Consider the following 25,842-nt stretch of genomic DNA (forward strand, 5'->3'; position numbering starts at 1 on the left):
GGTGATCAATGACTGGGCAGAACGATGTCCCATTGCCAGAAAACGCGTTCGCCGGGCGCGGCGACGAGTTCGAATGATGGTTCGACCGAAAAACTGTGTCCGAGACTGTTGTTCTGGTGCCAGAACACGAGCCGGCTGATCGGCCGGTCACAGCGGATGGCCGCCCCCGGAAGCGCGCTGCCGGCGACGAGCCATTTGCCGGAGACCGGCTGTTCCAGGGACATGTCCCGGCTGAACTCTCCCTCGGGAATCGGCAGCGGCAGCGCATTTTCACTGTCGAAATCGGGCGTGTCGGCAAACTTGTACCAGTGGGTCTCGACATCAAGGTACGGCGGTCTGGCCGGGTCCATGTCGAATTCGGATGTCCCGTTCTTTTTGATCGGCTTCTCCTGTGTGCCGAATACGCGGTAGAACGGATGCAGCAGCACCGGGGTGCGGAGCTCCGTTCGGCCGAGATTCACGAGCTCCCCCTCGATCCGGACCCGGTTCTGTCCCGGGAAGCGGATGCGCTTGACCAGCCGGTAACGGCCGGGGGCGTTCTGGCGCATCTGGATGATCCGGCGGTCATGCGTGCCGAAAACGGCGACCTCCCACGGCAGGGGTTTCTGCAGTTCATCGAGGAACACCTGGTCCGGCCGGCGTTTGATTTCCCCGACGCCGATGCGGAGCATGCGGAGCGTCCCATCCGGATTCTCCCCGAGGGGAATCGGCTCTTCGAACTCCTCCGGGAGTCCGAATGCGGCAAAGCCCGGAATCTCCTCGATGATCGTCCAGTCGTGGATCAGGTTCTGCGCGACGGCCTTCGGTTCGAGCCGGGTGAACCAGCCCGCGCCGGAAAAGCGGCAGTTATGCGGTTCCCGCCGGATTTCGGCCGGGTTCAGCATCGCGATATCCGCCTGCGGCGTGCGGAACATGATCTGTTCGCTTTTGCTCCAGGAAGAACGGCATCCCGACAGGGCGGCGAGAAGGAGCCCGCCGAGGATCAAAGTGTTCAGTCTCATCGCATCACCTCCGGTATAGGATAATCTATAACGTTATAGCAATATTATGACGCAAACCGGACGGATTGTCAAGGGTGAAACGGAAAATTCAGCAAAGAATTTATCTCCCGGAACGAAACCGGACGGACGCGGGAGCGTTCCGGCCGCGGCGCGCTATTCCGGCAGTTTCGCACCGGTCCACGGGCAGAATTTCCAGCTGACGTGGGCCGGTTTCCCGTTCGGGCAGCGGCGCGGCACATAGAGCGAATTGAGCGGGAACTCGATCTTCGCCTGGAGCGGCTGGTTGTTTTTGCGCTTCAGATCGACCTGGAGGCCGCCGGGCTGGTAAGGGTCGAGAATCCGTTTGCCGCCGTCGGAGAGGTCGTTGAATACGAAAAACTGCAGATTGTCGCCGAGCGCCCCGACCGAAGCTCCGAGCGCCGGGGCGATGGAGTCGAGCAGGTTCTTCACGTCGCCGGCAATGGTCTTGTGCGGGAACAGCTCATGCTTCTTCCCTTCGGCGTCGACCCGGTGGAATTTCGCCGTCTCCTGCAGATAAACCCGTTCATAGTAGCGGACCGGCCCGACCGGGGAGACGTCGCCCTGAATCACAGCGACCACCGACAGCGTGTTCATGGTTAGTCTGGCCTGCACCTTTTCGATCTGGTTCATCTCGGGATTCTGGCTGATGACCGCATTCCAGTACTCGTTCGGGATGTACCAGACGAAGGCAATATGATCCTTGCTGCGCGAAACGTCGAGCAGCGTCTCCTCGATCAGCTGGTCCAGATCGATCTTCTCCACCGGTTTTTTTTCGAGCGCTCCGAGCGGGAGCGCCAATATCATTGCGGAAAGGACGGCTATATATCGTTTCATACACTCCCCTGCCTTCAGATTAAGTATAGCGCAGGAGCGGGGATTTTTCAAGTCTCCTTTGGGTGATTACCGTTCAAATATCAGCAGAATCAGAGAGAGAGGCGGCAGGTCGGCCAGAATCCGGGATGGCGAAAGCGCCTTCGCTTCGCCGCCGGAGATCCGGTCGAAGCCGGTGAAGCGGCCGCCCGGCACGGTCACTTCCGCCCGTTCCGCCGTCGAGCCGCCGGTCAGGATGACGCCGCACCGCCTGCCGGCTTCGAATACGGCGAAGCCGACCTTCGGATTGTCGCAGCTTGCGCCGACGGTGTCGCGGAAACGCCCGTCGAGGATCAGCGCGCGGTTGCGTTCGCGGAATGCGTTCGCCCGGGTCAGGTACTCCTTGTAATGCGGCGTTTCGTCGATGAGCGCGCGGCAACGGTAGATTTCGACGTCGCTGCGGAGTCCGAGGCGGATCGCGAGGTTGACCCGGCGCTCGATGTCGCGGTCGTCGCGGATGCAGCGGTCGGTGGTGACCAGTTCCGGGAAAAGGTAACGGACGAATTCCGGGCAGTGGAACGGATTGCCGCTGTCGAAAATGTTGTGGATATAGTCGGCGTGGAAACCGGTGACGTCATTGAACCATTCGATCCCGAAACTCATCTCCGGATTGCGGCTTTTGACATATGCGCGCAACTGCTTCACCATCTCCGCCTTGGCGGCACCGGCGGTCATGAACGGTACCCGGTGGCCGTGCGCCGGGTCGCAGCACGGCACCGACCGGTAGCCGAGCTGGTCGAAGAACACGCCGGAGCAGCCGAGTTCCGTCGCTTTGTCGACCAGTCCCTTGAGAATTTCGAGCCATTCGCCGCTGCCGGGACAGGCGGTGACGAACACCTTGCTGCCGAATTGCCGGAGCGCCGTTCCGTCGCCGCCGAACGGATAGACCTCCATATGCTCGCGGCCGGACGGGAGCTTGACCGAAACCCGTTTTCCGGCGGTTTCGTAAAATCGGGTCGCCGTGTCGATCAGCTGGCCGTTATAATAAAGGATGACATGGCCGCCTCCGGCCTGAAAGGCGGCGATCTGCTTTTTCAGTTCGTCATGGCCGCCCTCGTCTTCGGCGAAATCGTATTCGGGGTAACAGGAGTCGTGGCCTCCCGCATGCCAGCCGAACAGGAAAAGCGTGTCGATGCCGGCCGCCAGCCCGGATTTCAGGATGTCCGGCAGGTCGCGGTAGTGGAAGAGCTGCCGGCCGTACTGGTGGCGCAGGATGAGACGGTGCCAGCCGTTCATGCGGCGGACGGATTCGGGCTTTTCGGGAATTTCGATCCAGCCGTCGCACCAGGCGCGGTAGAGATCGGCGGCGCGGTGCCAGTCGCCGGAGACGGGACAGAGGCGGTATCCGGCGACCTCGGCGCTTTCGCCGGGACGCAGGAACGGATATTTCACGAGAACCGCGCCGACGGCGCCGCCGCATCTGCGCAGAAGGTGCAGCGTATTCTGGAAGGTCGGGTCGAAACTCATGAAACCGAGCGTGTCGTGCGCTTCGGCCAGCAGAAAGCAGTTCACGGCGGTCAGGCCGGGGTAGAGACAGCCGAATTCGACCGCTTTGTTGTCCTGTGCCATATAACCGGTGTGGGAGGCATCGAGCAGGGCGGGGATGTCCGGATAACGGAAGCCGTCGCAGACCTGGCCGGTGACGAGCGCGGTCTCCGGGCGCAGCGCGAGGCCGGCGATCAGCGGAAACTGGAATTCGCGCAGCACGGCGTTCGCCGTCCGGTTCTCGAGCCTGGCGTCGAAACAGATCTGTTCGCCGTCGAGGCGGATGACGACTTCGACGCGGAAGTCGAGCGTTCCGTTTTCGGCCGCCGCTCCGCCGTAACGGATGCGCAGCGTTCCGGCCTCCGGTTCGACTTCGATCCGGGACCGGTCCGGCAGCGCCTCGGCCTCCTGGACGATACCCTGTTCGAAGATGATGCGCCAGAGGCTCCCGCAGTTGCCGGAGCACCACTCCCGCCCGGTGGCGAGATTCCGGAGCGATACCGGATTCGCCTGTTCGTCGAACGAGATCTCAACTTTTCCGTTTGTCAGTACATGCATGGCGGATTCTCCCGATTATGGATGAAAAGACGATTCAGCCGGTGACGAGCCTGGGCGGTTCGGAGAGGCGGGCGGCAAGCTCGGAGATGGTTCGTTTGTATGTCTCGGAGGTGTTGCCGTCTGTATCGACGTTCCAGTTGGCGGCGACGGTTCCGGCGAAGGCGCGGCGGCGGAAAACGGGCCGGGCGTAGACGTGGAAATTGCCGCAGCCGCTCCGGGAAATTTCGACTTCGCGGGCGGTGCGGATGCGCCCGAGGCAGCGGAGCAGCTGTTCCCGCCCCGCCGCCGCCTCGGGCCAGACGGATGCGGAGGGGAGCCCGAGTTCGCCGATCAGCTCCCCGAGCTCCGCTTCGGGAGTGAAGGCGAGCAGGATGCGGCCGCTGCCGGTCGCATAGAGGTCGCGGAACCGGATGCGGGCGGTGTCGATATAGAACCGCGGATTGAAGTTGCTGTGGCAGAGGATGTAGCGGCAGCCGCGGCGGCGGACGGCGAACAGGACGGATTGGCCGATGCTGCGGGCGCACTCCTTTACGGCGGCGGTGACGAAACGCAGGAATTCGTCGTCGTAGAGCCGCCCCCCGGCAAGGTGGTACGGGACCGGCCCGAGCCGGTAGCCCTTGCGCGGACCCGGCTGCTCGAGATAGCCGAGCTCGGCGAGGTCGCGGAGAATCCGGGCCGCCGTCGGCTGCGGGAGCCCGAGCGCTTCGGCCGTTTCTCCCGGCAGGACCGGGTGCGGACTGTTCGCGGCATACTCGAGAACGTCGAATGTTTTCTGCAGGACCTTGATCATGATTCACAATAAGAATTTTAATTGCTGTTTTACGATATATTATGGATGAAGATGCGGGGAATGTCAAGCCGCGCTGCAGGAGAATCGGCGGATAAAAAGTCCGGATTCGCCATGTGAATTTTAATGCGGAACGGAGTGCGGCGCGAAAAAGACGGATTTTTTCGGGATCCGGGATTTGCATTCGGGAATTAACTTGTTACCTTAACTTCGTAAGCAGCCTGCGTCCGGGACGGGCGCGGGCGGAAAAATAATCATTCGAGGGTGCTTTATGCAGGAGAATGCAATGACTTGGAGCGGGCGGGAACTTCTGGACTGCTTTGAACCGTATCCCGGAGCGTCGCTGACGGCGGACGGTACGGTGCGGATCGTGACGACGGCGGAGGCGCCGCGTCTGGCGTGCCGGGCCGGAGCGCTGCATCCGACCGGGAAATACCTGATCGTCGAAATGGCCGCCTGCGGCGGCGAGAGCGCGGAGCTTTTTCTGCACGGGGTCTGGTGGGAGCGGACCGGCCGGCGCATCATGCTGATCGCCGACGGGAAATTCCACCGTTACAACCTCGACCTCGGCAATGTCGACCCGGACGATGCGGAAATTTACGCGACCCACCTTCTTCCGACCGATGCGCCGGGTGCGGAGGTGAAAATCAGATCCATGCGTTTTTCGGATCTTCCGGAAGGCGAGCCCTCCATCCGCTTCCACTGGGCCGGGATGGGCGAGGCGTTCAACCGGATCGGGCAGGGGCCGCGCGAGTTTGTGGTCAGCCTCGAGAACCAGGGCGGGGAGGGCTCCCGCGACCTTGAGATTGCGGAGCTGACGCTTCCGCCGGGCGTCCGGGTCGCCGCGCAGGATGAGGCGTGGCGGAAGCTGCCGCCCATCGGTGCGAACGACTGCTGCAACGGCCGGTTTCCGCTGGAAGCCGACGCTCCGGTCAAAGGGGAGTTTGCCATCCGCCTGAAGGGGACGAACGCCCCGGCGGAGGCGTATCGCGGCACGCTTGAGTTTCTGCCGGACCTCGGGCTGCCGAAGGCCGATTACGTGCCGGAGCCGACGCCGGCCGACACCGGCGACATCGAGCTCGGCGCGCTCTACTTCCCGGGCTGGACCAGCACCGGCCGGTGGGATACGATCATCGAGACCGCGCCGGAGCGCCGTCCGCTGCTCGGCTACTACCAGGAAGGCGACCCCGAGCTGGTCGACTGGCAGATCAAGTGGGCGGTCGAGTGCGGCATCAAATTCCTGCTGGTCGACTGGTACTGGAGCGCGGGCCGGATGGGGCTTCACGAATGGCTGGACGGCTACGAGAAGTCGCGCTACAAGTCGCAGATCAAGTGGGCGATGATGTGGGCGAACCACAATCCGCCCGGCACGCACTCGGTGCAGGACCAGATCAACGTCACGCAGCACTGGATCGATCACTACTTCAACACGCCGGGCTACTACAGGATCGACGGCAAGCCCGTGGTCATGGTCTGGATGTGGGAGAATATGGACCGCGACCTCGGCGAAGGCGCTTCGACGAAGCTGCTCGAACTGTCGCAGGAGATGGCGCGCAAGGCCGGCTACCCCGGCATCTACTTCATCGACATGAAGTGGCCGGAGGCCGGTACCTCGCCCGAAATCATCGGCAAGATCAGGGAGGTCGGCTTCGACTGCACGTCGATTTACCACTATATGGAGTCCGGCGGCCGCGGCGTGAACCAGTATTTCTACCACTTCGACGACGTCGCCGCCACGAACGCCGACCACTGGGAGGCGCTGTACGAAACCGGCATCCTGCCGTTCCTGCCGAATCTGTCGACCGGCTGGGACGACCGGCCGTGGCACGGCTGCGCCGGCTGTTCGATTCCGGGCCGTACGGTTGCGGCCTTCGAGAAGATCTGCGCCGATGCGCGCGCCTTTGCGGAGCGGACCGGCATCAGGCGGCTGCTGGTCGCTCCTCTGAACGAGTGGGGGGAAGGGTCGTATGCTGAACCGAACACGGAGTTCGGCTTCGGCATGTACGAGGCGCTCCGCAAAACGTTTGCAAAGGAACCGGCCGGCGGCTGGCCGCTCTGGTACGGGCCGGAGGACGTCGGGCGGACGGCGCGGCAGTTCCGCAACCCCGAAGAGACGCGGCGGACGAAGTGGAACTTCGCGGACGGGGCGCAGGGGTGGCACGGAGAAGCGGTCCGGACGCCGGTTTCGGGCTCGCTGGAGCTCGACCTGCGCGGAGCGAGGACGATGATTTCGGTGCCGCGCGACCTCTGCCGGACCTGGAAGCACTCGTCCCTGACGCTGAAGCTGGCGGCGGCCGCGCCGGAAGGGAAGGCGGCGGTGCGCGTACTCTGGTTCAGCACTTACAGCTGCAACTGGCGGAACGGCTCCGCTCCGGTCGAAATCGTCGCCGACGGCGTGGAGCGAGAATACCGCATCCCGGTCGCTTCGGACCCGGATGCGCCGACGATCGCGACCCGGCTCGGCGTGCGTTTCGAGGCCGCTTCCGGCGCGGAGTTCCGGATTTCCGGAATGGAGCTCGAATAAAACCGGTTTCGGACGCGGAAGGCGGCTCTTTGCCGCCCTCGCGCCGGAACGGCGTAAATTTTCCGTTTTTTTGAGACAAAACGGAGAATGGCTATTTCAAAACCTTGCCTTTTGTGCTATAATATTAGCAGTGCTGAAAATGCGCTTTTATGATAGCGGCGCCGCTTTGCCGGGGCCGCGCGGGGAAGACGTTGACTGGTGTGAGATCGCGGTCGCCGCGGTCGGAGCATGATGATAGGGTTGCGGCGGGCCTCTGATCCGCCTTGACATAGGCGCTCTCTCTTTTGCCGGAGGAGTGCCGGACCGTATGGGAGATATGTGCCGGACATATCCGCCGGAACTCCGGCGGGAGGGATGGAACGGTGTTTTTCTCATGATTATCTGATCTGGCCGAATGCGTCTTGCGATTCTCCGACGATATTGTCATGGATACGGGAATTGCGGGATGGAAGAGAATCTGTTCAATCTGGATGAGACGGAAGAGGCGGCGTCCGCCGCGGAGCCGGCTGCGGCCCCGGGCGCGGATATGCCGCTCGCGGCGCGTCTTCGCCCGCGCAAGCTCTCCGAATACATCGGCCAGACCCATCTGCTCGGCGAGGGGCAGCTGCTCCGGCGCGCGATCGATGCGGACCGGTTCAGCTCGATCATCCTCTCCGGCCCTCCCGGAACCGGCAAGACCAGCCTTGCCGAAGTCGTGGCCCGTCTCAGCAATTCGGAGTTCGTCCGGCTTTCGGGAGTCACTTCGAGCGTGGCAGACGTGCGCAAGGCGATCGCCGGGGCGGTGACCCGCCGCCGGATCAGCGGGCGCAAAACCATTCTTTTCGTGGATGAGATCCACCGCTTCAGCCGCTCTCAGCAGGATTCCCTCCTGCCGGACGTCGAGAACGGCAATGTCCGCCTGATCGGGGCGACCACCCACAATCCGCAGTTTTACGTGATCGGGGCGCTGCTTTCGCGTTCGCTGGTCTTTCTGCTCCAGCCGCTCAGCGAGGAGGAGACGCGGCGGCTCATCGCGCAGGCGCTGGCCGACGACCGCGCGTTCCCGGGCCGCCGCGTCGAGGTATCGGACGAAGCCGCCGGATTCCTCGCCTCCGTGTCGGAAGGCGATGCGCGGCGCACGCTGAACGCGCTCGAGATCGCCGTGCTGACCACTCCGCCGGGAGAAGACGGCGTGATCCGGGTCGGGTTGCGCGAGGCGGAGTCGTCGGTCCAGAAGAAGATGATCGTCTACGGCGACGACGGCCATTACGACACCGCGTCGGCCTTCATCAAAAGCATGCGCGGCAGCGACGCCGATGCGGCGGTCTACTATCTGGCCAAGATGCTGCACGCCGGGGAGGATATCCGTTTCATCGCGCGGCGGATCGTGATTTTCGCCTCCGAGGATGTCGGCAATGCCGATCCGCGCGCGCTCTCGGTCGCGACGGCGGCGATGCAGGCGGTCGACATGATCGGGCTGCCGGAGGCGCGGATCATCCTGTCGCAGGCGGTCACCTATTGCGCGACCGCGCCGAAGAGCAACGCCGCGCTGCAGGCGATCGAGCTGGCGTCGGCCGATGTTGCGAAGGACCGGGTCCAGCCGATTCCGCTGGCGCTGCGCGACGCGCATTATAAAGGCGCGGAGACGCTCGGCCACGGCGTCGGTTATGTGAATCCGCACGATGCGGGCGGGTTCGTCGCGCAGGATTATCTGTCGGTGGACCGGCGTTACTACGAGCCGAAGGCGATCGGCTACGAGGCGAAGATCAGAGAGCGGGTCGATTACTGGCGGAGCCTCAGGAGATACGGGAAGGAGGCGGCCGCAAATGAATAAGAAGGAGCTGCGGGAGCGGTTTCTCGCGCTGCGCCGGGCGATCAGCCCGGAGCGGCGGCGCGATGCCGATGCGGCGATCTGCCGGAACATCCGGCGGCTGCCGTGCTGGCGCGATGCGGAGCATGTCGCGCTCTACGCCTCGGACGGGGAGGAACCGGATCTGGGCGAACTCCCGGGCGAGCCGGGGAAACGGTTTTACTTTCCGCGTTACAACGCAGAGGAGAAACAATATGAGCTTGTCGGGGTCGTCGATCCTGCAAGCGAGCTTGTCAGGGCGAAGTTCGGGCTTCTCGAACCGCGTCCGGAGCTCCCGGCCGCGCCGGCCGGCATTCTGGCGCAGATGCTGTTTCTGACGCCGGCGGTTGCGTGTGACCGCCGCGGCGTCAGGCTCGGGCGGGGCGGCGGGTTTTACGACCGGCTGCTCGCCGGAGAAAACCGGGCAGTCGCGGCGATCGTCTACGCCTGCCAGTTGACGGAGAGTCTGCCTCGGGAGCCGCATGACCGCATGGTCGGCTTTGCGGTGACCGAAGAAGATATTCTGACGTTCTAATTATGGAAAAGGGGAGCTCCTGTCGCGGAGACGGTTCCCCGCAATGAAAAAGGGAAGTGATAATGAACAATCTGTTGTGGGCAGCGGCAGCCCGGGTGCCGATCGGGGTGACGGAGCCGAACGTCGATCTGGTGTCCGGAGGCGGCTATGTCTCCTACTGGGCGCTGATCGCCGTGGCCTGCATTTTCTGCTTCATCGGCATCGCCGCCGGGATGCTGCTGAATAACTGGATCCAGAAAATGCAGAAGGATTCCGCGAACAAGGCCGCCGACAAGATCCGGCAGGATGCGCAGCGGGAAGCCGAACACATCCTGCGCGACGCCCGCGTGTCGGCCAAGGGCGAGACCCTGAAGATGCGCGAGGACTGCGAGCAGGAGATCAAGGAACGCCGCCGCGAGCAGACGAACAATGAGAAGCGTCTCGCCCAGCGCGAGGAGCTGCTCGACCGCCGCGCCGATTCGATGGATGCGAAGGCCAAGAATCTCGAAAAGCAGGAAAAGGAGATCGAAACCCTGCGGGAGCGGCTTTCGAACCGCGAACAGGAGCTTTCAAAGAGTATTTCGCAGCAGATCGACGAACTCGAACGCATCGCCCAGCTCGGGCGTGAAGAGGCGCGCGGAATCCTGCTTGAGAAGCTCAAGAACGAAATCAAGAATGAATCCGGCATCATGGTCCGGAATCTGCTCGAGGAAGCGAAGGCGAAAAGCGAGCGCGAGGCGCGCCGCATTCTGACCTACGCGATTCAGCGTTATGCGAGCGACTGCACGTATGAGCGCACCACGGCGACCATCCCGCTGCCGAGCGACGAGATGAAGGGGCGGATCATCGGCCGTGAGGGACGCAACATCCGCGCGATCGAGGCGGCGACCGGCGTCAGCATCCTCATCGACGATACGCCCGAGGCAGTGGTCATCAGCTGCTTCGACCCGGTGCGCAAGGAGATTGCGCGGCAGCTCATGGAGCGGCTCATCGGCGACGGACGCATCCACCCGACCCGTGTCGAGGAGCTGGCCAAGAAGATCGGCAAGGAGCTCGAGGAAGAGCTTTACCAGGTCGGCGAAGCCGCCGTGCTCGAGACCGGCATCCAGGGCGTTTCTCCGCAGATCATGAAGCTGCTCGGCCGCCTGAAATACCGTTACAGCTTTTCGCAGAACGTGCTGCAGCACTCGCTCGAGACCGCTTATTTCATGGGCATGATCGCGGCGGAGCTCGGGCTCGACGAACAGAAGGCGAAGCGGATCGGCCTCTTCCACGACCTCGGCAAGGCGATCGACCACGAGGTAGAGGGGCCGCACGCCCAGATCGGCGCGGATCTGCTGCGCAAGCACAACGAGGCGAAGGACGTCATCCACGCCGTCGCTGCGCACCACGGCGAGATCGAGCCGGACAGCCTCTACGACATCCTGATCAGCGCCTGCGACACGCTGAGCGCATCGCGCCCCGGCGCGCGCAGCGAGACGACCGAGCTCTACCTGAAGCGGCTTGAGCAGCTTGAATCGATCGCGCACGAGTTCTCCGGCGTCGAATCCTGCTTCGCGCTGCAGGCCGGCCGCGAGATCCGCGTGGTGGTCATTCCGGAGAAGGTCGCCGAAGGCGAAGCGCAGATGCTCGCCCGGGAAATCTGCGACCGGATCGAGAAAGAGATGACCTATCCGGGCCAGATCAAGGTCACGATCATTCGCGAAACCCGTTCCGTCGAGTACGCGAAGTAAGAGTTCCGGTTCAAAACGGCGGGAAAACGATGCTTCGGCTTGTTTTTCCGCCGCTTTTCGTGTATAGTATGTTCCGATGATATCTAATGTGTCTTTCATACCGGTTTCGGATTGTGAGCAGGGAAAATGAAGCAGGAAAGTCGGGTCAGGCTTGAAGTCGATTTAAAGAAACTGTCCGGGAATTTCAATGAGATCCGGCGGCGTGTCGCGCCGACCGCCGTCATGGCGGTGCTGAAGGCGAACGCCTACGGGCTCGGCGTGCTTCCCGTGGCGGAGACCGTGAGGGCGGCCGGGGCCGCCTGTTTCGGTGTCGCCGAGATCAACGAGGCGATCGAGCTTGCCCCGCTCGGGCTGCCGGTGCAGATCCTCGGGAACCTGCTGCCGGACGAGATCGCGCCTGCCGTCGAATACGGCATCGTCTGCCCGCTCAACGACCTCGGCATGGCGAAGGAGATCAGCGCCGAGGCGGTCCGGCAGAACCGGCGCGTCCGCGGAGCGGTCACGGTCGACTCCGGCATGGGACGGCTCGGCATGCAGGCCGCCGCCGCGGCGCGGGAGATCCTGGCGATGCGCGCGCTGCCGAACCTTGAGCTTGTCGGCATTTACTCCCACTGTTCGAGCGCGTATCAGCGTTATGACGACTATACGGCGCTGCAGCTCGGCCGCTTCAAGGCGCTGCTGGCGGAACTGGCGGCGGAGGGGATGACCTTTCCGTTCGTCCATATCGCGGCTTCGGATGCGCTCAATAATTTCCCGGAGAGCACGCGCCCGCCGTTCACGCTCTGCCGCTGCGGGATCAACATGTACGGTTATTGCGATCCGGAGGTCCGTCCTTCGATGCATCTCGTGCCGGTGGTCGAACTCAAGACCCGGCTGGCGGCGGTGCGGATTCTCCCGACCGGGGCGTCGATCGGCTATGGCCGGATGCACCGGCTGCGGCAGGATACCCGCGTCGGCACCATCGCGGCCGGTTATGCCGACGGGCTGCCGCTCGCGCTGTCGAACCGCGGTTACGTGCTTGTGAACGGCCGGCTCTGCCCGGTGCTCGGCCGCATTTCGATGGACTATACGACGATTTCGCTCGAGAATGTGCCGGAGGCGCAGCCGGGAGATGAAGTGGTCTGCGTCGGCACACAGGGCGACCAGACGATTACGCTGGAGGAGTGGGCGCAGTTGAAGGGAACCCACGCCTACGAGCTGCTCTGTTCGATCGGCAGCCGGGTCGGAAGGAGTTACCTTTCGTGAGGGAAGAAGGGAACAGCGGCGGCAAGACGGCGATCTTGACCGCGATCGAGGCGAATCGCGAATTTTTCAGGGGCGGCGGCCGCGATTCCGTGCCGCGCCGCCGTGAGATGCTGCGGCATATGCTCGATTTTCTGCAGACGCACCGCGACAAGGTTTTTTCGGCGTTGAGCGCCGATTTGCATAAGTCGGAGTACGAAGCCGCGATGACCGAATACCTGCCGGTCTGCGGTGTGCTGCGTTACTTGATCCGCAAACTGCCGTCTCTGGCGAAGGCGCGGCGCGGCGCGATTTCTCCGCTGAATTTTCCGGCTCGCGGCAGGATTCTGCCGGAGCCTTACGGGCAGGTGCTCGTGTTTGCGACCTGGAACTATCCGCTGCTGCTGGCGCTGGAACCGGCCTGCGGCGCCCTTGCCGCCGGCAACCGGGTCGTGCTGAAGCTGACCGACAAGGCGCAGCGCACGACGCAGTTCCTGCGCTGGATGATTGCGGAGTGCTTTCCGAACGGAGAGATGATCGCCGTGCACGAGGAACTCGAATTCGACGAAATTCTGAATGGGAAGTTCGATTATATTTTCTTCACGGGCGGCGGGGCCGCCGGAAAGCATGTCTACGAACGCGCCGCCGAACAGCTGACGCCGGTCACGCTTGAGCTCGGCGGTAAAAGTCCGTGCCTCGTCTGCAAAGGCGCCGACCTGCGGCTCGCCGCGAAGCGGATCGCCTGGGGCAAATTCACGAATGCGGGGCAGACCTGCATCGCTCCGGACTATCTGCTGATCCAGCAGGAGCTCAAAGAGCCGTTTCTGGTCGAGCTGCGGCGATGGATTCGGAAGTTCTACGGCGACGAGCCGGTGGACAATCCGGACTATCCGTGGATCATCAACGAACAGCAGTTCGCCCGGCTCGCGAAGCTGGCCGAACACGGTCGCCTGGTGGCCGGCGGCGAGCGCAACCCGGACCGGTTCTGCATCGCGCCGACCGTGATTGACGGGATCGGCTGGGACGATCCTCTGATGGAGCGTGAAATTTTCGGCCCGATCCTGCCGGTATTGACCTTCCGGTCGGACGAAGATCTGCTTGCGATGCTGGAAGGGAAGCCGAAGCCGCTCGCGCTCTACTGCTTCGGCGGGAGCCGCCGTTTCCGGCGCACGCTGCTCGATGCGACGAGTTCGGGGGCCGTGGTGTTCGACGATGTGGTCATGCACTTCGTGAATCCGGAGCTGCCGTTCGGCGGCGTCGGCGCGAGCGGAATCGGCGCGTATCACGGGCGCCGGACGTTCGAGACGTTCACGCATTACAAGCCCGTGATGTACCAGTCGCGACTGATCGACTGGCCGGTGCGGTATCCGCCGTTCCGGGGCTGGAAGCTGAAACTCATGAAATTCATAACCCGAAGATAAGGAGAACCATCATGTCCGGAATTTTCAAAGCCTACGATATCCGCGGAGTCTATCCGGTCGATCTCGACGCCGCCATGGCCGAGGCGATCGGCCGCGCCTACATTGAGTTCACCGGCGCGAAGAAAGTCGTGGTCGGCCGTGACATGCGTCCGCACTCGGAGCCGCTGTTCCAGGCGCTGGCCAAAGGGATGGTCGCGCAGGGAGCGGAGGTGATCGACATCGGCATGTGCTCGACGCCGCAGAGCTACTTTGCGAACGGCACGCTGAAGGCGGACGGCAGCGTCATGATCACCGCGAGCCACAATCCGGGAGAGTGGAACGGCTTCAAGCTCTGCCGGGCGAACGCCGTGCCGATTTCGGGTTCGACCGGAATCATGGATATCCAGAAGATCGTCGAAAACAGATCCTGGAAGGAGTGCGGCAAACCGGGCCGCATCACAACTTACGACATCAGGCCGGAGTACGCCGCGTTCCTGCGCAGGTTTGCGAAGATGGACCGCAAGCTGAAGGTCGTCGTCGATTACGCGAATGCGATGGGCCTCTACGAGATCGGCGGAATCACGGACCTCTTCGACATCGTGCCGCTCTACGACACGCTCGACGGCACTTTCCCGAACCATGAGGCGAACCCGCTGCATCTGGCCACGCTCGATGCGATCCGGGCGAAAGTGGTCGAAGCCGGCGCCGATTTCGGTGCGGCGTTCGACGGTGATGCGGACCGCTGCGGCTTCATCGACGACAAAGGTGAAATCATCCCGATGGATCTCTTCACGGCGCTGATCGCGCAGGACATTCTTTCGGACGGCCCGGCGACGATCCTCTACGACCTGCGGAGCAGCCGCGCGGTTCCGGAGTGCATCCGCGCGAACGGCGGCAAGGCGATCCAGAGCCGGGTCGGCCATGCGTTCATCAAGGCGCAGATGCGTGAGAACGACGCGGTCTTCGCGGGCGAGCTCTCGGGGCATTACTATTTCAAGGAGAATTTCACGGCCGAGTGCCAGGGGCTGGCGCTGATCAAGCTCGCGAACCTCGTCTGCAAGAAGGGCAAGCCGGTCAGCGAGCTCGTCGCTCCGCTGCGCAAGTATTTCTCGTCGGGCGAAATCAACTCGACGGTCGCGGATGTGAAGCCGGTCCTCGATGCGATCCGCAAAAAATATGCCGACGGCAACATGTATGAGCTCGACGGCATTTCGTCTGAATATCCGAACTGGTGGTTCAATGTCCGCAGCTCGAACACCGAGCCGCTGCTCCGCCTCATCGTCGAGGCGGACAGCGAAGCGTTGATGGAAGAGAAGCGGGATGAACTGTTGAAACTGATCCGCGGCTGAATGGGTCGGCCCGGAGTAATCGAGTAAGGAGAAGAAATCATGAAGAAAGTCACTTTGATGTTCGCCGGAGCCGTTGTCGCGGCCGGACTGCTTGCCGGCTGCGGCAGCAGCGTCGACGAGAACAAGACGCCGGAACAGATCCGGCAGGAGATCGCGAGCTGGGATTCGGCCAAGATTCAGAAGGCCGTCGATGAGTACACGAAGGCGATTGCCGCGAAGACCGAAGAGCTCAACGCCGCGCTTGCCAAGGTCAAGGATCTCTCGCCGCAGGAACTGCTCGGCGACAAGGGCCGCCAGCTGAAGGCCGAGGCCGACAAGATCGGCGAATCGCTGAAGAAGCTGAAGGACAACATGGCGGCTTACGCCGAAGGCCTGAAGGCGAAGGCGGCGAAGTAACACGCACCGGGACAGCGGGATGAAGCAGGAATATTTCGACATCTATGACGAAGCGGGCAACCGGATCGGCCGCGCTCTGCGGAGCGAGTGCCACGGGAATCCGGCGCTTCTGCATCATACGAGTCATGTGGTGGTGTTTCACCCCGCCGGCGGCCGGATTCTGCTGCAGAAGCGTTCGCGGTCGAAGGATATCCAGCCCGGGAAGTGGGATACCGCCGTCGGCGGCCACGTTGACGCGGGCGAGGATTATCTCACCGCCGCATTGCGCGAGCTCCGCGAAGAGCTCGGCGTGACGGCTTCGGCCGGCGAACTCCGGCACCTGTTCGATTCGAAGATCCGCAATGCGGTCGAATCCGAAGATGTCCGGGTATACGCCCTGCGGTCCGCCGGGCCGTTCCGTTTCCAGCCGGAAGAGATCGACGAGATTCGCTTCTGGACGGCGGACGAACTGGCCGGGCCGGAAAACCGGGAGAGCTTCACCCCGAACCTGATCGCGGAGCTCGCGCTCCTGCGGGAAAAGGGGCTGTTGTGAGTCAGGCGCCGGCTCAGCACTCGTTTTTCGCTGCGGCCAGGCGCCGTTTTTTTGCCGATTTCCAGGGTAGGCTCGGGGTGGTCGGCATTCTGATTTTACTGGTGCCTGCCGTCGCGGCGCCGTTGCTGGCCAATGGCCGGCCGCTGCTGGTTTTCGGAAAAGAAGGGCTCCGGCTTCCGTTCCTGCCTTTTCTGTTTGCTCCGGATTCGACCGAATTTCTGGTGGAACAGTTTTTCAACTATGTCCTGCTGCTGCTGCCGCTCTGGCTGCTGATCGCCCTGATCGTTCGCCGGCAGTTCCCGCGGCGGATTCTGTGCGGAGCGGCCGCGCTGCTTCTGCTGCTGCCGTTCGCGGCGGCGCGCCCGAAGCTCGATAAGACCGACTATCGCCTGGCGGCGGCGGAGTCCGGCGAACGGGCCGTTTTCGCGCCGATTCCGTATGGACCGTTCGAAATTATCGCCAGGCCCTATCAGAAGCCCTCCCGGGAGCACTGGCTCGGCACCGACGAAGTCGGCCGCGATGTGGCCAGCCGCATGATTTACGGCGCGCGCGCTTCGCTGGCGGTCGGACTCTTCGCTACGGCGATCGCGCTGGTCATCGGCACCCTGGTCGGGTTGATGGCCGGCTATTATCGCGGCTGGTTCGACCTGGCGGTCATGCGCCTCGTGGAAATCCTGCTCTGTTTCCCGACCTTCCTGCTTCTGCTGATTCTGATGTCGATCCTGAAAGACCGCAAGTTCGAGCAGTCGATCCTCGTCGTCATTGCTGTGATCGGGCTCACCGGCTGGATCGGGCTGACGTTCCTTGTCCGCGGCGAAGTGCTCAAGCAGCGGGCGCTGCCGTACATCCAGAGCTGCGAGGTGGTCGGCATCTCCGCCTGGCGGACGATGACGGTCCATCTGCTGCCGAACATCACCGGGCCCATCCTCATCAGCTTCACCTTTGGCGTGGCGGGTGCGATTCTGGCCGAAAGCGGCCTCAGCTTCCTCGGTTTCGGCGTCCAGCCGCCGACGGCGAGCTGGGGCGGGCTGCTGCGCCAGGCGTTCGACAATCCGCTCGAATACTGGCATCTGACGCTGTTTCCCGGCATCGCCCTCTTCATCGCCGTTCTCGCCTTCAACTTCACCGGCGAGGGGCTCCGGAAAGCGTTGTTTCCGCGGTAATAAAAAAAACTCCCCGGCAAGTGCATGTCACGCCTTGCCGGGGAGTTCTGCTTCTTTCCGCCGGTCAGATCAGCGAATCCCAGAGTGCGGCATTCTCGAGTTTTTCGCGGATGCAGTTCGCGAAGGAAGCCGCCATGGCGCCGTCTACAACGCGATGGTCGGCGGACACGGTGACTTTCATGATGTCGCGGATCACGATTTCCCCGTCGCGCACGACCGGGGTCGGGATGCAGCTGGCCACGGCGAGAATCGCGCTTTCGCCCGGATTCACGATCGCCTGGAAGCTTTCGACGTTCATCATGCCCATATTCGAGATCGTGAAGGTGCCGCCCTTCATCTCATCCGGAGTGAGTTTGCCGGAACGCGCCTTTTCGGCGAGTTCGCCGGACTCGGCCTGGATTTCGTCGAGCCCCTTGCGGTCCGCGTTCGCGATGACCGGGACGACGAGACCGTTGTCGACCGAAACCGCCATGCCGATGTTGACCTTCGATTTCTGCGAAACCGAGTTGCCGTCGCAGAACGAGTTCACGTTCGGGAACTCCTTGAGCGCCAGGGCGACCGCCTTGATGATGAAGACGTTGACGGAGAGGTTGATCCCCTCTTCCTTCAGCTTTTTGCGCTTTTTCATGAGGTCGCTCATGTCGATTGCGACGGTCACGTAGAAGTGCGGAATCGTCTGCTTCGACTGGGTCAGCCGCTGCGCGATGACCTTGCGCATGGTGTTGAACGGCTTCGGACGCTCCGCGATCGCGGCCTTCACATCCGCGATCGTGATGCGGCCGCCGTCGCCGGAGCCTTCGAGTTCGGCCATTTCGAGCTTCGCCTCAGCCGCGAGGTTCAGCGCGACCGGGGTGATTTTGCGCTTGAAGTATCCGGTCGATTCGAGATAGTTTTTCACATCCTGCTCTGTCACGCGCGTTCCGGCGGCCGGAACCTTCGCGAGATTGATCAGGTAGCCTGCCGCGAACTTCTTCGCCCGCGGCGAAACCGGCTTCTTCGCCGGGGCCGGCACGGTTTTCGGGGCCGGCACCGGGGCAGCGGCGACGACGACGGGTGCAGGTGCAGCCGGAGCGGGTGCGGGAGCCGCCGCCTTCTGTGCGGCAGGCGCGGGCGCTGCCTGCGGAGCCGGGGCGGGAACCGGAGCCGGGGCAGAGGCCGCCGGGGCAGCGGCGGGAGCCGCCGCCAGCATGTCGGCCGGAATCTGCTCGCCGGGTTCGCCGACGATCGCCGCGGTCGTGGTCATGACCGGGACTTCGACGCCGACCGGAGTTACGATCTTCAGGATCGTGCCTTCGAACTGCGATTCGACTTCGAGTACGGCCTTGTCGGTTTCGACTTCAAAAAGGACGTCGCCCTTCTTGATCTTGTCGCCTTCCTTGACCCGCCACGAGGCGATGGTCACGGTCTCTTCGGACTGTCCGAGTTTCGGAACGGGTATCTTGGTCGCCATAATGAATGTCTCCTGTTCCGTTGAATCAGTAAAGCTTCTTCACGGCCGCGACGATGTCGGCGGCGGTCGGCAGGAACGCCTCTTCGAGCGTGTAGGCCTGCGGAGCGATGCCGTTCTTCGCGCCGATCTTCAGAACCGGGGCGTCGAGGTCGTCGAAGCAGTTCGCCACGACCTGCGAAACGATTTCACCCGTGAAACTGCCGATGTCGACGCACTGGCTGACCACCACGCAGCGACCGGTCTTGCGCACCGACGCGAAGATCGCCTCTGAGTCGAACGGAACCAGCGTGCGCGGGTCGATGACTTCAGCGGAGATGCCTTCCCCCGCGAGGGTTTCCGCCGCCTTCAGGGCGTCGGCCACCGCCGGGCCCCAGGCGACGATCGTCACGTCGGAGCCTTCACGGACGATATTCGCCACGCCGAACGGCACCGTGTAATCCTCTTCCGGCACCACGCCCTTCACGTTGTAGAGCAGCTGGCCTTCGACGAAGACGACCGGATTGTTCGTGCGGACCGCGGTCTTGATCATGCCCTTCGCGTCATACGGATTCGACGGATAGGCGACGTAGGTCCCCGGAATGTGGGCGAACATCGATTCGAGTGACTGCGAGTGCTGGCCGCCGTATCCCTTGCCGCCGCCGACGCTGCAGCGCACGACGAGCGGGACTTCGGTCGAGGCGCCGGTCATGTAGTGCCACTTCGCGGCCTGGTTCGAAATCTGGTCGGACGACATCAGCGCGAAGTCCATGTACATGAGTTCGGCCACCGGGCGGTAGCCGGTCATCGCCATGCCGACCGCCGCGCCGCAGATGCAGGCTTCGGAGATCGGGGTGTTGAGGACGCGGTCGCGGCCGAATGCCTCGAGCATACCTTTCGAGAGTTTGAAGGCGCCGCCGTATTCGGCGACGTCTTCACCGAAGAGCACGACGCGCTTGTCGCGGGCCATTTCCTCGCAGAGCCCTTCCTTGATTGCGTCGCGGTAGGTCGTCATGCCGTTCGCATCGCGCTTGGCGCGCGGCAGCGGCTCATAGAGTTTCGGATCGGCATAGGCGGCCGGGACGACGTCGCTGCTGCCGTCGGTGTACATGTACTTGATCACGTCGGCCGGATTCGGGTCCGGGGCGTCGGCGGCGCGGCGTGCGGCGCGGGCGTTCCGGGCGGCGACCTTCGCTTCCAGTGCCGAGAGCTCCTTCTCGTTCATGATTTTCGCCTCGAGAATCCGCTGGCGGAAGGTCACTACCGGGTCGACCTCCTTCCAGCGCGCTTCCTCCTCGCGGGTGCGGTATTCGTTGCGCGGGTCGGAGAGCGAGTGGCCGTAGTAGCGGTAGGTGTCGAATTCGAGCAGGATCGGGCCTTCGCCCTTCTTCGCCAGCGCCTTGGCGCGGCCGATCGCGTCGCGGACCGCGAGGATGTCCATGCCGTTCACGACTTCGGCGTGCATGTTGTCGTTGTCGAAGCCGGCGGCGCGGCGGGCCAGGTGGTCGACGCCGGTCACTTCGCCGTCGGCGCGGCCGGTCATGCCGTAGTGGTTGTTGATCAGGCAGTAGATGATCGGCAACCCGAACTTCGTTTCAGCCAGCGGTCCGTCGAACTGATCCTGGCTCGCCCAGTTCAGCGACTCGAGGACGACGCCGTTCGAATAGGCGCCGTCGCCCGCGAACGAGCAGACCACGCGGCCCTTCATGTTGTCGTCGATGCGGCAGGTCATGGCCGCGCCGGTCGCGATCGGAATGCCGCCGCCGACGATCGCGTTCGCGCCGAGGTGGCCGACGCGGAAGTCCGCGATGTGCATGCCGCCTCCGCGCCCCTTGCCGTAGCCGTCCTCTTTGCCGAACAGCTCGGCGATGGTGCGGAAGATATGGTCCTCCATGACCGCTTCCCGCAGCTCTTCGCCGGAGAGGCTCGAGAATTCGGGGCAGCGCTCGCGGAGCTCCTGTTCGGTCATCTGCTTGATCGCGTGGAAGCCCTTCGCAATCGAGTCGCCGTGGCCGCGGTGCGTGCTCGTGATGAGGTCGGTGATGTTCAGCATCGAGCAGACGCCCGATGCGGTCGCCTCCTGCCCGATGGAGAGGTGGGTCGGCCCGCGGTAGTTGTAATCGCTGATGACTTCGTATGCGCCGGTGCGGCACTTGTTGATCATGTCTTCGAATTCACGGATCACGAGCATTGATTCGTAGAGGTCGGAGACTTCGGATTTCGTGATCTCCTTCGCCTTGAACTCGTCGGCCAGCGTCTTCGAGAACGTGTAGGCCGGAATCGGCTTGAGCTTGATGGTTTCTTTACGGAAGCTGGGACCGCGATCGGAGAGATAGTTGTTCGCCATTTTGCTTTTCCTTACTTGTTGACGAGGTTTATGCCTGAATGATCTCGATATTGTGCTTCTTCAGTATCTTCATGAATTCCGGCGGTATGCCGGAGTCGGTTACGACAAAGCGGAAATCGTCGAGCGTGCCGGCGTTGACCAGCGACGCCCGGCCGAATTTGCCGGAGTCGGCCAGCAGGACCGACATGCCGGCCCGGCCGAGAATGAGCTTTTTCGTGAAGGCTTCTCCGGGATCGGTCGTCGAGACGCCGGCGGCCGTGAAACCGATGGTGCCGAAAAACGCTTTGCCGATATGGAGCGCTTCGCCGATCGGTGTGGTCAGCGGGCCGACCAGCGTGCGCGAAAGCGGGCGGAATTCGCCGCCGAGCAGGATCAGCCGGTGACGCGACTCCATGAGCTCGGCCGCCGCCATCAGGGAATTGGTCACGACCGTGAGGTTGCGGCGGCTCCCGAGTTTGCGCGCCAGCGCGAGTACGGTGCTGCCGCCGTCGAGATAGATCGAGTCGCCGTCTTCGATAAGGGCGAGGGCGGCTTCGGCGATACGCTCCTTTTCGGCGGCGCGGAGCGTGGTTTTCTCGTGGAACAGCGGTTCGCGCTTTTCATCGTCGCCGCCGACGCGGATCGCTCCGCCGTGCACGCGCTGAACGGCGCCGCGGTTCTCAAGGGAGTGCAGATCGCGCCGCACCGTCGCCTCGGAGACCTGGAGCGCGCCGGCCAGTTCGGCGATGGTGCGCACTCCGTCGCCGAGCGCCGCAAGAATCAGGTCCTCGCGCTCCGGCGAAAGCAGTTTCCGGTTGTTCCCATTGCTTCCCATGCTTATATCTTATCACATTTTTTTACTTTTGCAAGTTTTTGAAAGAATTTGAAAGATATTTTTTATTTGCCGTTTTGTTTGACTTTTCTCGATTGCTGTAAGATATTACCTCGGAGAAGCGTCAGAATTACAGATAACGGCGGGTGGAGCTGCTCCAATGAATTTTCGGGCATTCCTTTGCAGAAGTTGCCGATGGCAGTATTTCCTGTGGTTTCAACTGTTTATCGGGGTGCTTGCACTCTATCCGGTTTTTATCGTTTTTTTCGGCGTGACGGGCGGTGCGGCATTCGGCCTTCTTATTGGAGTCCTTTGCTTCCGGCGGCCCTCTGCTGCGAACCTTTCACTGCGGCGGAAGGCTGGTGTCGGGTTTCTTGTGGCCGGAGCGGCTGTATTTCTTGTGAATCTCATGTCCGGCATATATATCCGTGCCGCCGGGTTCCGGGGAAACGAATTCTTGTCCGACATTGCGTATCTTTGGATTCCCGGCTATCTCTGCTTTGCGGCGATTCCGTTCCTGTTTTCCGTCGTTCCCCGCCGTTTCCGCTTTGCGGCGATTCTGTTTGCCGCGGCGTGGGGAGGCATTCTGCTGATCGTTGAACCATTCTATTGGGGTGAGTTTCCTGTAGATGAAAAGTGGAGTGTCCCGGTCGCAGTTCAGAATAATTTTCCCGTTCCGCTCCGAAAAGGAGGAGAGCCGCCGAAACGGTTTCTTGCTGTGGTCGGGACAGAACTGGCTATTATCCCGGTTGATCAACTGAGCTCGCTTTCCTGCAACAACACAATGGGGGGACGGCCGCAATTTGTGCTGGCGGACGGAGAGACCGGAGCCCTTTCCATCGAAACCTCCTGCAGCGGTGATGCGGTATCGATTCGGCTTGACTCTGTTTTTTACCCGGATGCGGCAACCTTTCCGGATGAATTCCGGATTCCGGCAGAGACCATCTATCCGGCGTTCTCTCCCGGAAGGATGAAGATTGCTTCTTTCGACTGCTATGAAAATAGCGGGAGTATGGCCGGCCCGAAGTTCAGCTTGAGCTGGAGAGCGCAGATTCTGCGGCGGCTTCCGGCGCCGGATAAAGCCGGAATACTCGATGTCTGTGAGCGAATCGCAATTACGGCGGTAGGCGATCTTCATCTCGATCGGGTGGCGGGGACTGCCTCTGTTTCTGCCGTTCGCGTGTTTCTGGCCGCTCCACTCCGGGTCGGCTCTGCAGGCGGAATCATCTGGACCGCCTTTCGGTCTCCGGAAAATCCGGATATATCCATCTGCTGCCGTTCCGGCGGAGTCTGGAGCCGTCCGGAGAGGCTGACGAAGGGTGCTGCATGGGAGTTGCCGTCCCGGAAAAACGTTGCCGCCGGAAATAGAAAGCTCCACTTCTTATGGCAGGACGGGCGCAACAATTATCTGCATTTTCCAATGAGCCGTTTTCTCTTTCAGGCAAGGTATAACGATGATCTGTGGTATCGCAGCTTCGATGCTGATACGACGCAGTGGAACCGCGAAATCAAGCTTTCCGCCGGATGCAAATATGTATTTGACGCCGCTGTCGCCGCAGAAGGGAATACTGTCGCAGCCGTCTGGATCGGTCTTAAGCGTGGAGTCTGCCGGGATGAGTTCTTCTCATGCGGGATTTTCTATGCATGCAGTTTTGACGGCGGTCGGAGTTGGTGTAAACCGCAGATCATTCCGGGCAAGGTTTCGCAAGCCGGCGCTTTGACTCTGTATCTGATTGACGGCACTCTGCACCTTTTCCATGACTCTCAATACCGATACCGGAAGCTGACCGCTTCTTCCCGCCGGCTTTCCGGGTTGATTCCAAATACCTTTCCGGGGAGGATGAATCATGTCTTTTGATGAACTTTAAAGTTCATTAAAAGATCGATCAAAGTTCAACAAAATTCAAAAATAATCGGTTCCGCTCTTGACATTTTATGCTCAGTTTGGTATAATTAATATCGATGATCAATGAACAACACCTGATGAACACTCGAGCATAACGGAAGAATATGGCTGATTATTCGATACGCGACATCGCCCGGATGGCGGGCGTCTCCGTCGGGACCGTGAGCCGGATTCTGAACAACGCGGAAAACGTTGACGAAGGTATCCGGCGGCGCACCATGGAGGTGATCCGGCAGGTCAACTACCGGTCGGGCCGGCGCGGCAGGCGCGCCGAACAGCGCGGCACGGCGCCGTCGGTTCCGGAACGGACCCGCAGCATCGCGCTCATCTCTCCCGGCATGGGCTCCGCCTGGAAAAGCAATGAGCTATGGGCCAGCTACATGGCCGGAATCGAAACCGCCTGCCAGGAGCGCCGCAGCCGCCTGACCATGTATATGGCCGACTCGAAGCAGGAGGATATCGTCCGCGAAATCGTCCGGAATGCGGACGGCATTCTCGTCAAGATGGAGGATACGCTCCCTGATTACGTGAAGGAGCTCATCACGCTGCTCCCCGCCGTCGGCTTCGGCGCGGCCCACAATTTCGACCCGCTGCCGCAGGTCATCGTCGACAACAACGCCGGCGGAGTCATTGCGGCGGAGGAGCTGCTGAAGCGCGGACACCGCCGGATCGCTTTCGTGAACCATGAGGCGTGCAACGAAATCTTCATCGCCCGTTCGAACGGCTATCTCGAGGTCATGAAGTCCGAAGGAAGCTTCCGCCCGGAATACCTGATCGAATTTTCCGCCCGGGCCAAAACGAAGCTGGCGGTCGAACCGGAACAGACGCCGCCGGATATGACCGGCGTTCTCGACCGGCTCCTTGTTCTTCCGGAGCGTCCGACCGCCGTGATCCTCGCCAACGACTGGGCCGCATTCGGCTTTCTGCAGGCGTGCGCGATTCGCGGCGTGCGGATTCCGGATGAATTCAGCATCATCGGCATGGACGACTCCGGCAACCTCTGCACGCTGCTCAAGCCGACGCTCTCGTCGGTGGCCATGCCGTTCAACCGGGTATCGCACTTCGCGGCCTGCACGCTCTGCGACCTGATCGACGGCGTCGGCGTTCACCAGCGGAACACCTCTTCGGTGGTCCGCATTCCCGGTTCCCTGAAACAACGCGATTCGATCCGAACCATATAAACAACACCAACCTCACGGAGAAAGATCATGAAACGCAAATCTTTTACCCTCATCGAGCTTCTGGTCGTAATCGCGATCATCGCGATTCTCGCTTCGATGCTGCTGCCGGCGCTGAATCAGGCGCGCGATAAGGCCAGTACCACCAAATGCGTTAACAATATGCGGCAGAACGGTCAGTCGTTTCTGCTTTATTCGGCGGACTACCGCGATTTCACGCCGCCGTGCCGCGCCCGGGTTGACGGCGAGGAACGCGGCTTTGCATACCTGCTGTACCAGGGGCGTTACCTTCCCGACCGCGCTACGGTGGCCTGTCCGATTCTCTCGAAATATCCGATCCGCACCGGGGACAACGCCAAAGCCTATCCGGAAGTGAAGAACGGCATGACCTACACCTCGAATCAGTGGGTGCTTCCGTTCGTGAAGGATGACGGGACGGTGGAAGGTCCTACCGGCAGCATGAAGCTCGTGGATTCGATCTGGCCGAAATTCGGCAGCATCACGAAGCCGAGTCTGCGCTATGTGCAGACCGATTCGTATGTCGACTGGTCCGGCACTCCCGAAATCCGACGCTGGGACAAGGTGCTCAACAACAAAAACTGGGGCGCTTTCGAGGGGCGCTGGATTCACCGCAACTCCGGTGTGAATATTCTTTATGCCGACGGGCACGTCAACTGGTTCAATACGCTGAATACGAGTTTCGGTCCCGGCGCGAGCCCCGGCACCCGGAATTACGATCTCCACGGCGTCACCAGCTGGTAATGCAATAAACTGTAAAAAGAGATTTTTCAC

General features: G+C 62.1%; 21 protein-coding genes. 13 read left to right on the plus strand and 8 right to left on the minus strand.

Annotated elements, in window-relative coordinates; translation table 11 throughout:
• Positions 1-5: 5 nt before the first annotated feature.
• The 4 genes from FYJ85_RS14685 to FYJ85_RS14700 form a co-directional block, all read right to left on the minus strand.
• Complete coding sequence (locus tag FYJ85_RS14685; RefSeq protein ID WP_154419336.1) at positions 6-1,001, minus strand: hypothetical protein; 996 nt, start codon at positions 999-1,001, stop codon at positions 6-8.
• A 153-nt stretch (positions 1,002-1,154) separates the two neighbouring features.
• Entirely contained in the window at positions 1,155-1,856 is a 702-nt protein-coding gene (locus tag FYJ85_RS14690; protein WP_154419337.1) for a hypothetical protein, read from the minus strand.
• A gap of 66 nt (positions 1,857-1,922) precedes the next feature.
• Entirely contained in the window at positions 1,923-3,935 is a 2,013-nt protein-coding gene (locus FYJ85_RS14695) for a DUF6259 domain-containing protein (protein ID WP_154419338.1), read from the minus strand.
• Positions 3,936-3,969: 34 nt separating this feature from the next.
• Entirely contained in the window at positions 3,970-4,725 is a 756-nt protein-coding gene (locus FYJ85_RS14700) for an IclR family transcriptional regulator (RefSeq protein WP_154419339.1), read from the minus strand.
• Positions 4,726-5,008: 283 nt separating this feature from the next.
• On the opposite strand from FYJ85_RS14700, the gene FYJ85_RS14705 reads away from it, so the two are divergent.
• The 10 genes from FYJ85_RS14705 to FYJ85_RS24315 all read left to right on the plus strand — a co-directional run bounded on the left by FYJ85_RS14705 (position 5,009) and on the right by FYJ85_RS24315 (position 17,382).
• Entirely contained in the window at positions 5,009-7,246 is a 2,238-nt protein-coding gene (locus tag FYJ85_RS14705) for a glycoside hydrolase family 99-like domain-containing protein (RefSeq protein WP_206213214.1), read from the plus strand.
• A gap of 445 nt (positions 7,247-7,691) precedes the next feature.
• Complete coding sequence (locus FYJ85_RS14710) at positions 7,692-9,059, plus strand: replication-associated recombination protein A (RefSeq protein ID WP_206213215.1); 1,368 nt, start codon at positions 7,692-7,694, stop codon at positions 9,057-9,059.
• On the plus strand, positions 9,052-9,609 hold the full coding sequence (locus FYJ85_RS14715) for a 5-formyltetrahydrofolate cyclo-ligase (protein WP_154419341.1): 558 nt from the start codon (positions 9,052-9,054) through the stop codon (positions 9,607-9,609). The genes FYJ85_RS14710 and FYJ85_RS14715 overlap by 8 nt, the downstream gene beginning before the upstream one ends.
• Positions 9,610-9,671: 62 nt before the next feature.
• Positions 9,672-11,321: a ribonuclease Y gene (rny, locus tag FYJ85_RS14720; protein ID WP_106054675.1), complete on the plus strand. Its 1,650-nt coding sequence runs from the start codon at positions 9,672-9,674 to the stop codon at positions 11,319-11,321.
• Positions 11,322-11,447: 126 nt separating this feature from the next.
• Complete coding sequence (gene alr, locus FYJ85_RS14725) at positions 11,448-12,566, plus strand: alanine racemase (protein ID WP_154419342.1); 1,119 nt, start codon at positions 11,448-11,450, stop codon at positions 12,564-12,566.
• Positions 12,563-13,963, plus strand: coding sequence for an aldehyde dehydrogenase family protein (locus FYJ85_RS14730; protein WP_158704199.1), 1,401 nt, complete (start codon positions 12,563-12,565; stop codon positions 13,961-13,963). Before alr ends, FYJ85_RS14730 begins: the two co-directional genes overlap by 4 nt.
• 11 nt (positions 13,964-13,974) lie before the next feature.
• Positions 13,975-15,291, plus strand: a complete 1,317-nt coding sequence (locus FYJ85_RS14735; protein WP_106054677.1) for a phosphomannomutase/phosphoglucomutase — start codon at positions 13,975-13,977, stop codon at positions 15,289-15,291.
• Positions 15,292-15,330: 39 nt separating this feature from the next.
• A complete protein-coding gene (locus FYJ85_RS14740) occupies positions 15,331-15,687 on the plus strand; it encodes a hypothetical protein (RefSeq protein WP_106054678.1) in 357 nt (118 codons plus the stop codon).
• Between the two features lie 19 nt (positions 15,688-15,706).
• Complete coding sequence (locus FYJ85_RS14745; protein WP_106054679.1) at positions 15,707-16,219, plus strand: NUDIX hydrolase; 513 nt, start codon at positions 15,707-15,709, stop codon at positions 16,217-16,219.
• Complete coding sequence (locus tag FYJ85_RS24315) at positions 16,216-17,382, plus strand: ABC transporter permease subunit (protein WP_154419344.1); 1,167 nt, start codon at positions 16,216-16,218, stop codon at positions 17,380-17,382. Before FYJ85_RS14745 ends, FYJ85_RS24315 begins: the two co-directional genes overlap by 4 nt.
• 64 nt (positions 17,383-17,446) lie before the next feature.
• Here FYJ85_RS24315 and FYJ85_RS14755 read toward each other — a convergent pair whose 3' ends face one another.
• From FYJ85_RS14755 to FYJ85_RS14770, 4 genes are all read right to left on the minus strand, one after another.
• Positions 17,447-18,832, minus strand: coding sequence for a dihydrolipoamide acetyltransferase family protein (locus tag FYJ85_RS14755; RefSeq protein ID WP_154419345.1), 1,386 nt, complete (start codon positions 18,830-18,832; stop codon positions 17,447-17,449).
• Positions 18,833-18,857: 25 nt separating this feature from the next.
• The gene (locus FYJ85_RS14760) at positions 18,858-21,155 is read right to left on the minus strand and encodes an alpha-ketoacid dehydrogenase subunit alpha/beta (RefSeq protein WP_106054682.1); all 2,298 of its coding nucleotides are present in this window, start codon (positions 21,153-21,155) and stop codon (positions 18,858-18,860) included.
• 28 nt (positions 21,156-21,183) lie between these two features.
• Complete coding sequence (locus FYJ85_RS14765; RefSeq protein WP_154419346.1) at positions 21,184-21,969, minus strand: DeoR/GlpR family DNA-binding transcription regulator; 786 nt, start codon at positions 21,967-21,969, stop codon at positions 21,184-21,186.
• Positions 21,970-22,309: 340 nt separating this feature from the next.
• Entirely contained in the window at positions 22,310-23,104 is a 795-nt protein-coding gene (locus FYJ85_RS14770; RefSeq protein ID WP_154419347.1) for a hypothetical protein, read from the minus strand.
• Between the two features lie 282 nt (positions 23,105-23,386).
• Here FYJ85_RS14770 and FYJ85_RS14775 point away from each other — a divergent pair, with 282 nt between their 5' ends.
• The 3 genes from FYJ85_RS14775 (at position 23,387) to FYJ85_RS23200 (ending at position 25,812) form a co-directional block, all read left to right on the plus strand.
• Positions 23,387-23,824: a hypothetical protein gene (locus tag FYJ85_RS14775; protein WP_154419348.1), complete on the plus strand. Its 438-nt coding sequence runs from the start codon at positions 23,387-23,389 to the stop codon at positions 23,822-23,824.
• 152 nt (positions 23,825-23,976) lie between these two features.
• Positions 23,977-25,053: a LacI family DNA-binding transcriptional regulator gene (locus FYJ85_RS14780; protein ID WP_106054685.1), complete on the plus strand. Its 1,077-nt coding sequence runs from the start codon at positions 23,977-23,979 to the stop codon at positions 25,051-25,053.
• Between the two features lie 27 nt (positions 25,054-25,080).
• Positions 25,081-25,812, plus strand: coding sequence for a type II secretion system protein (locus FYJ85_RS23200; RefSeq protein ID WP_177996025.1), 732 nt, complete (start codon positions 25,081-25,083; stop codon positions 25,810-25,812).
• The last annotated feature ends 30 nt before the right edge of the window (positions 25,813-25,842 follow it).

This window comes from Victivallis lenta, from assembly GCF_009695545.1.
GTDB classification, from domain to species: Bacteria; Verrucomicrobiota; Lentisphaeria; order Victivallales; family Victivallaceae; genus Victivallis; species Victivallis lenta.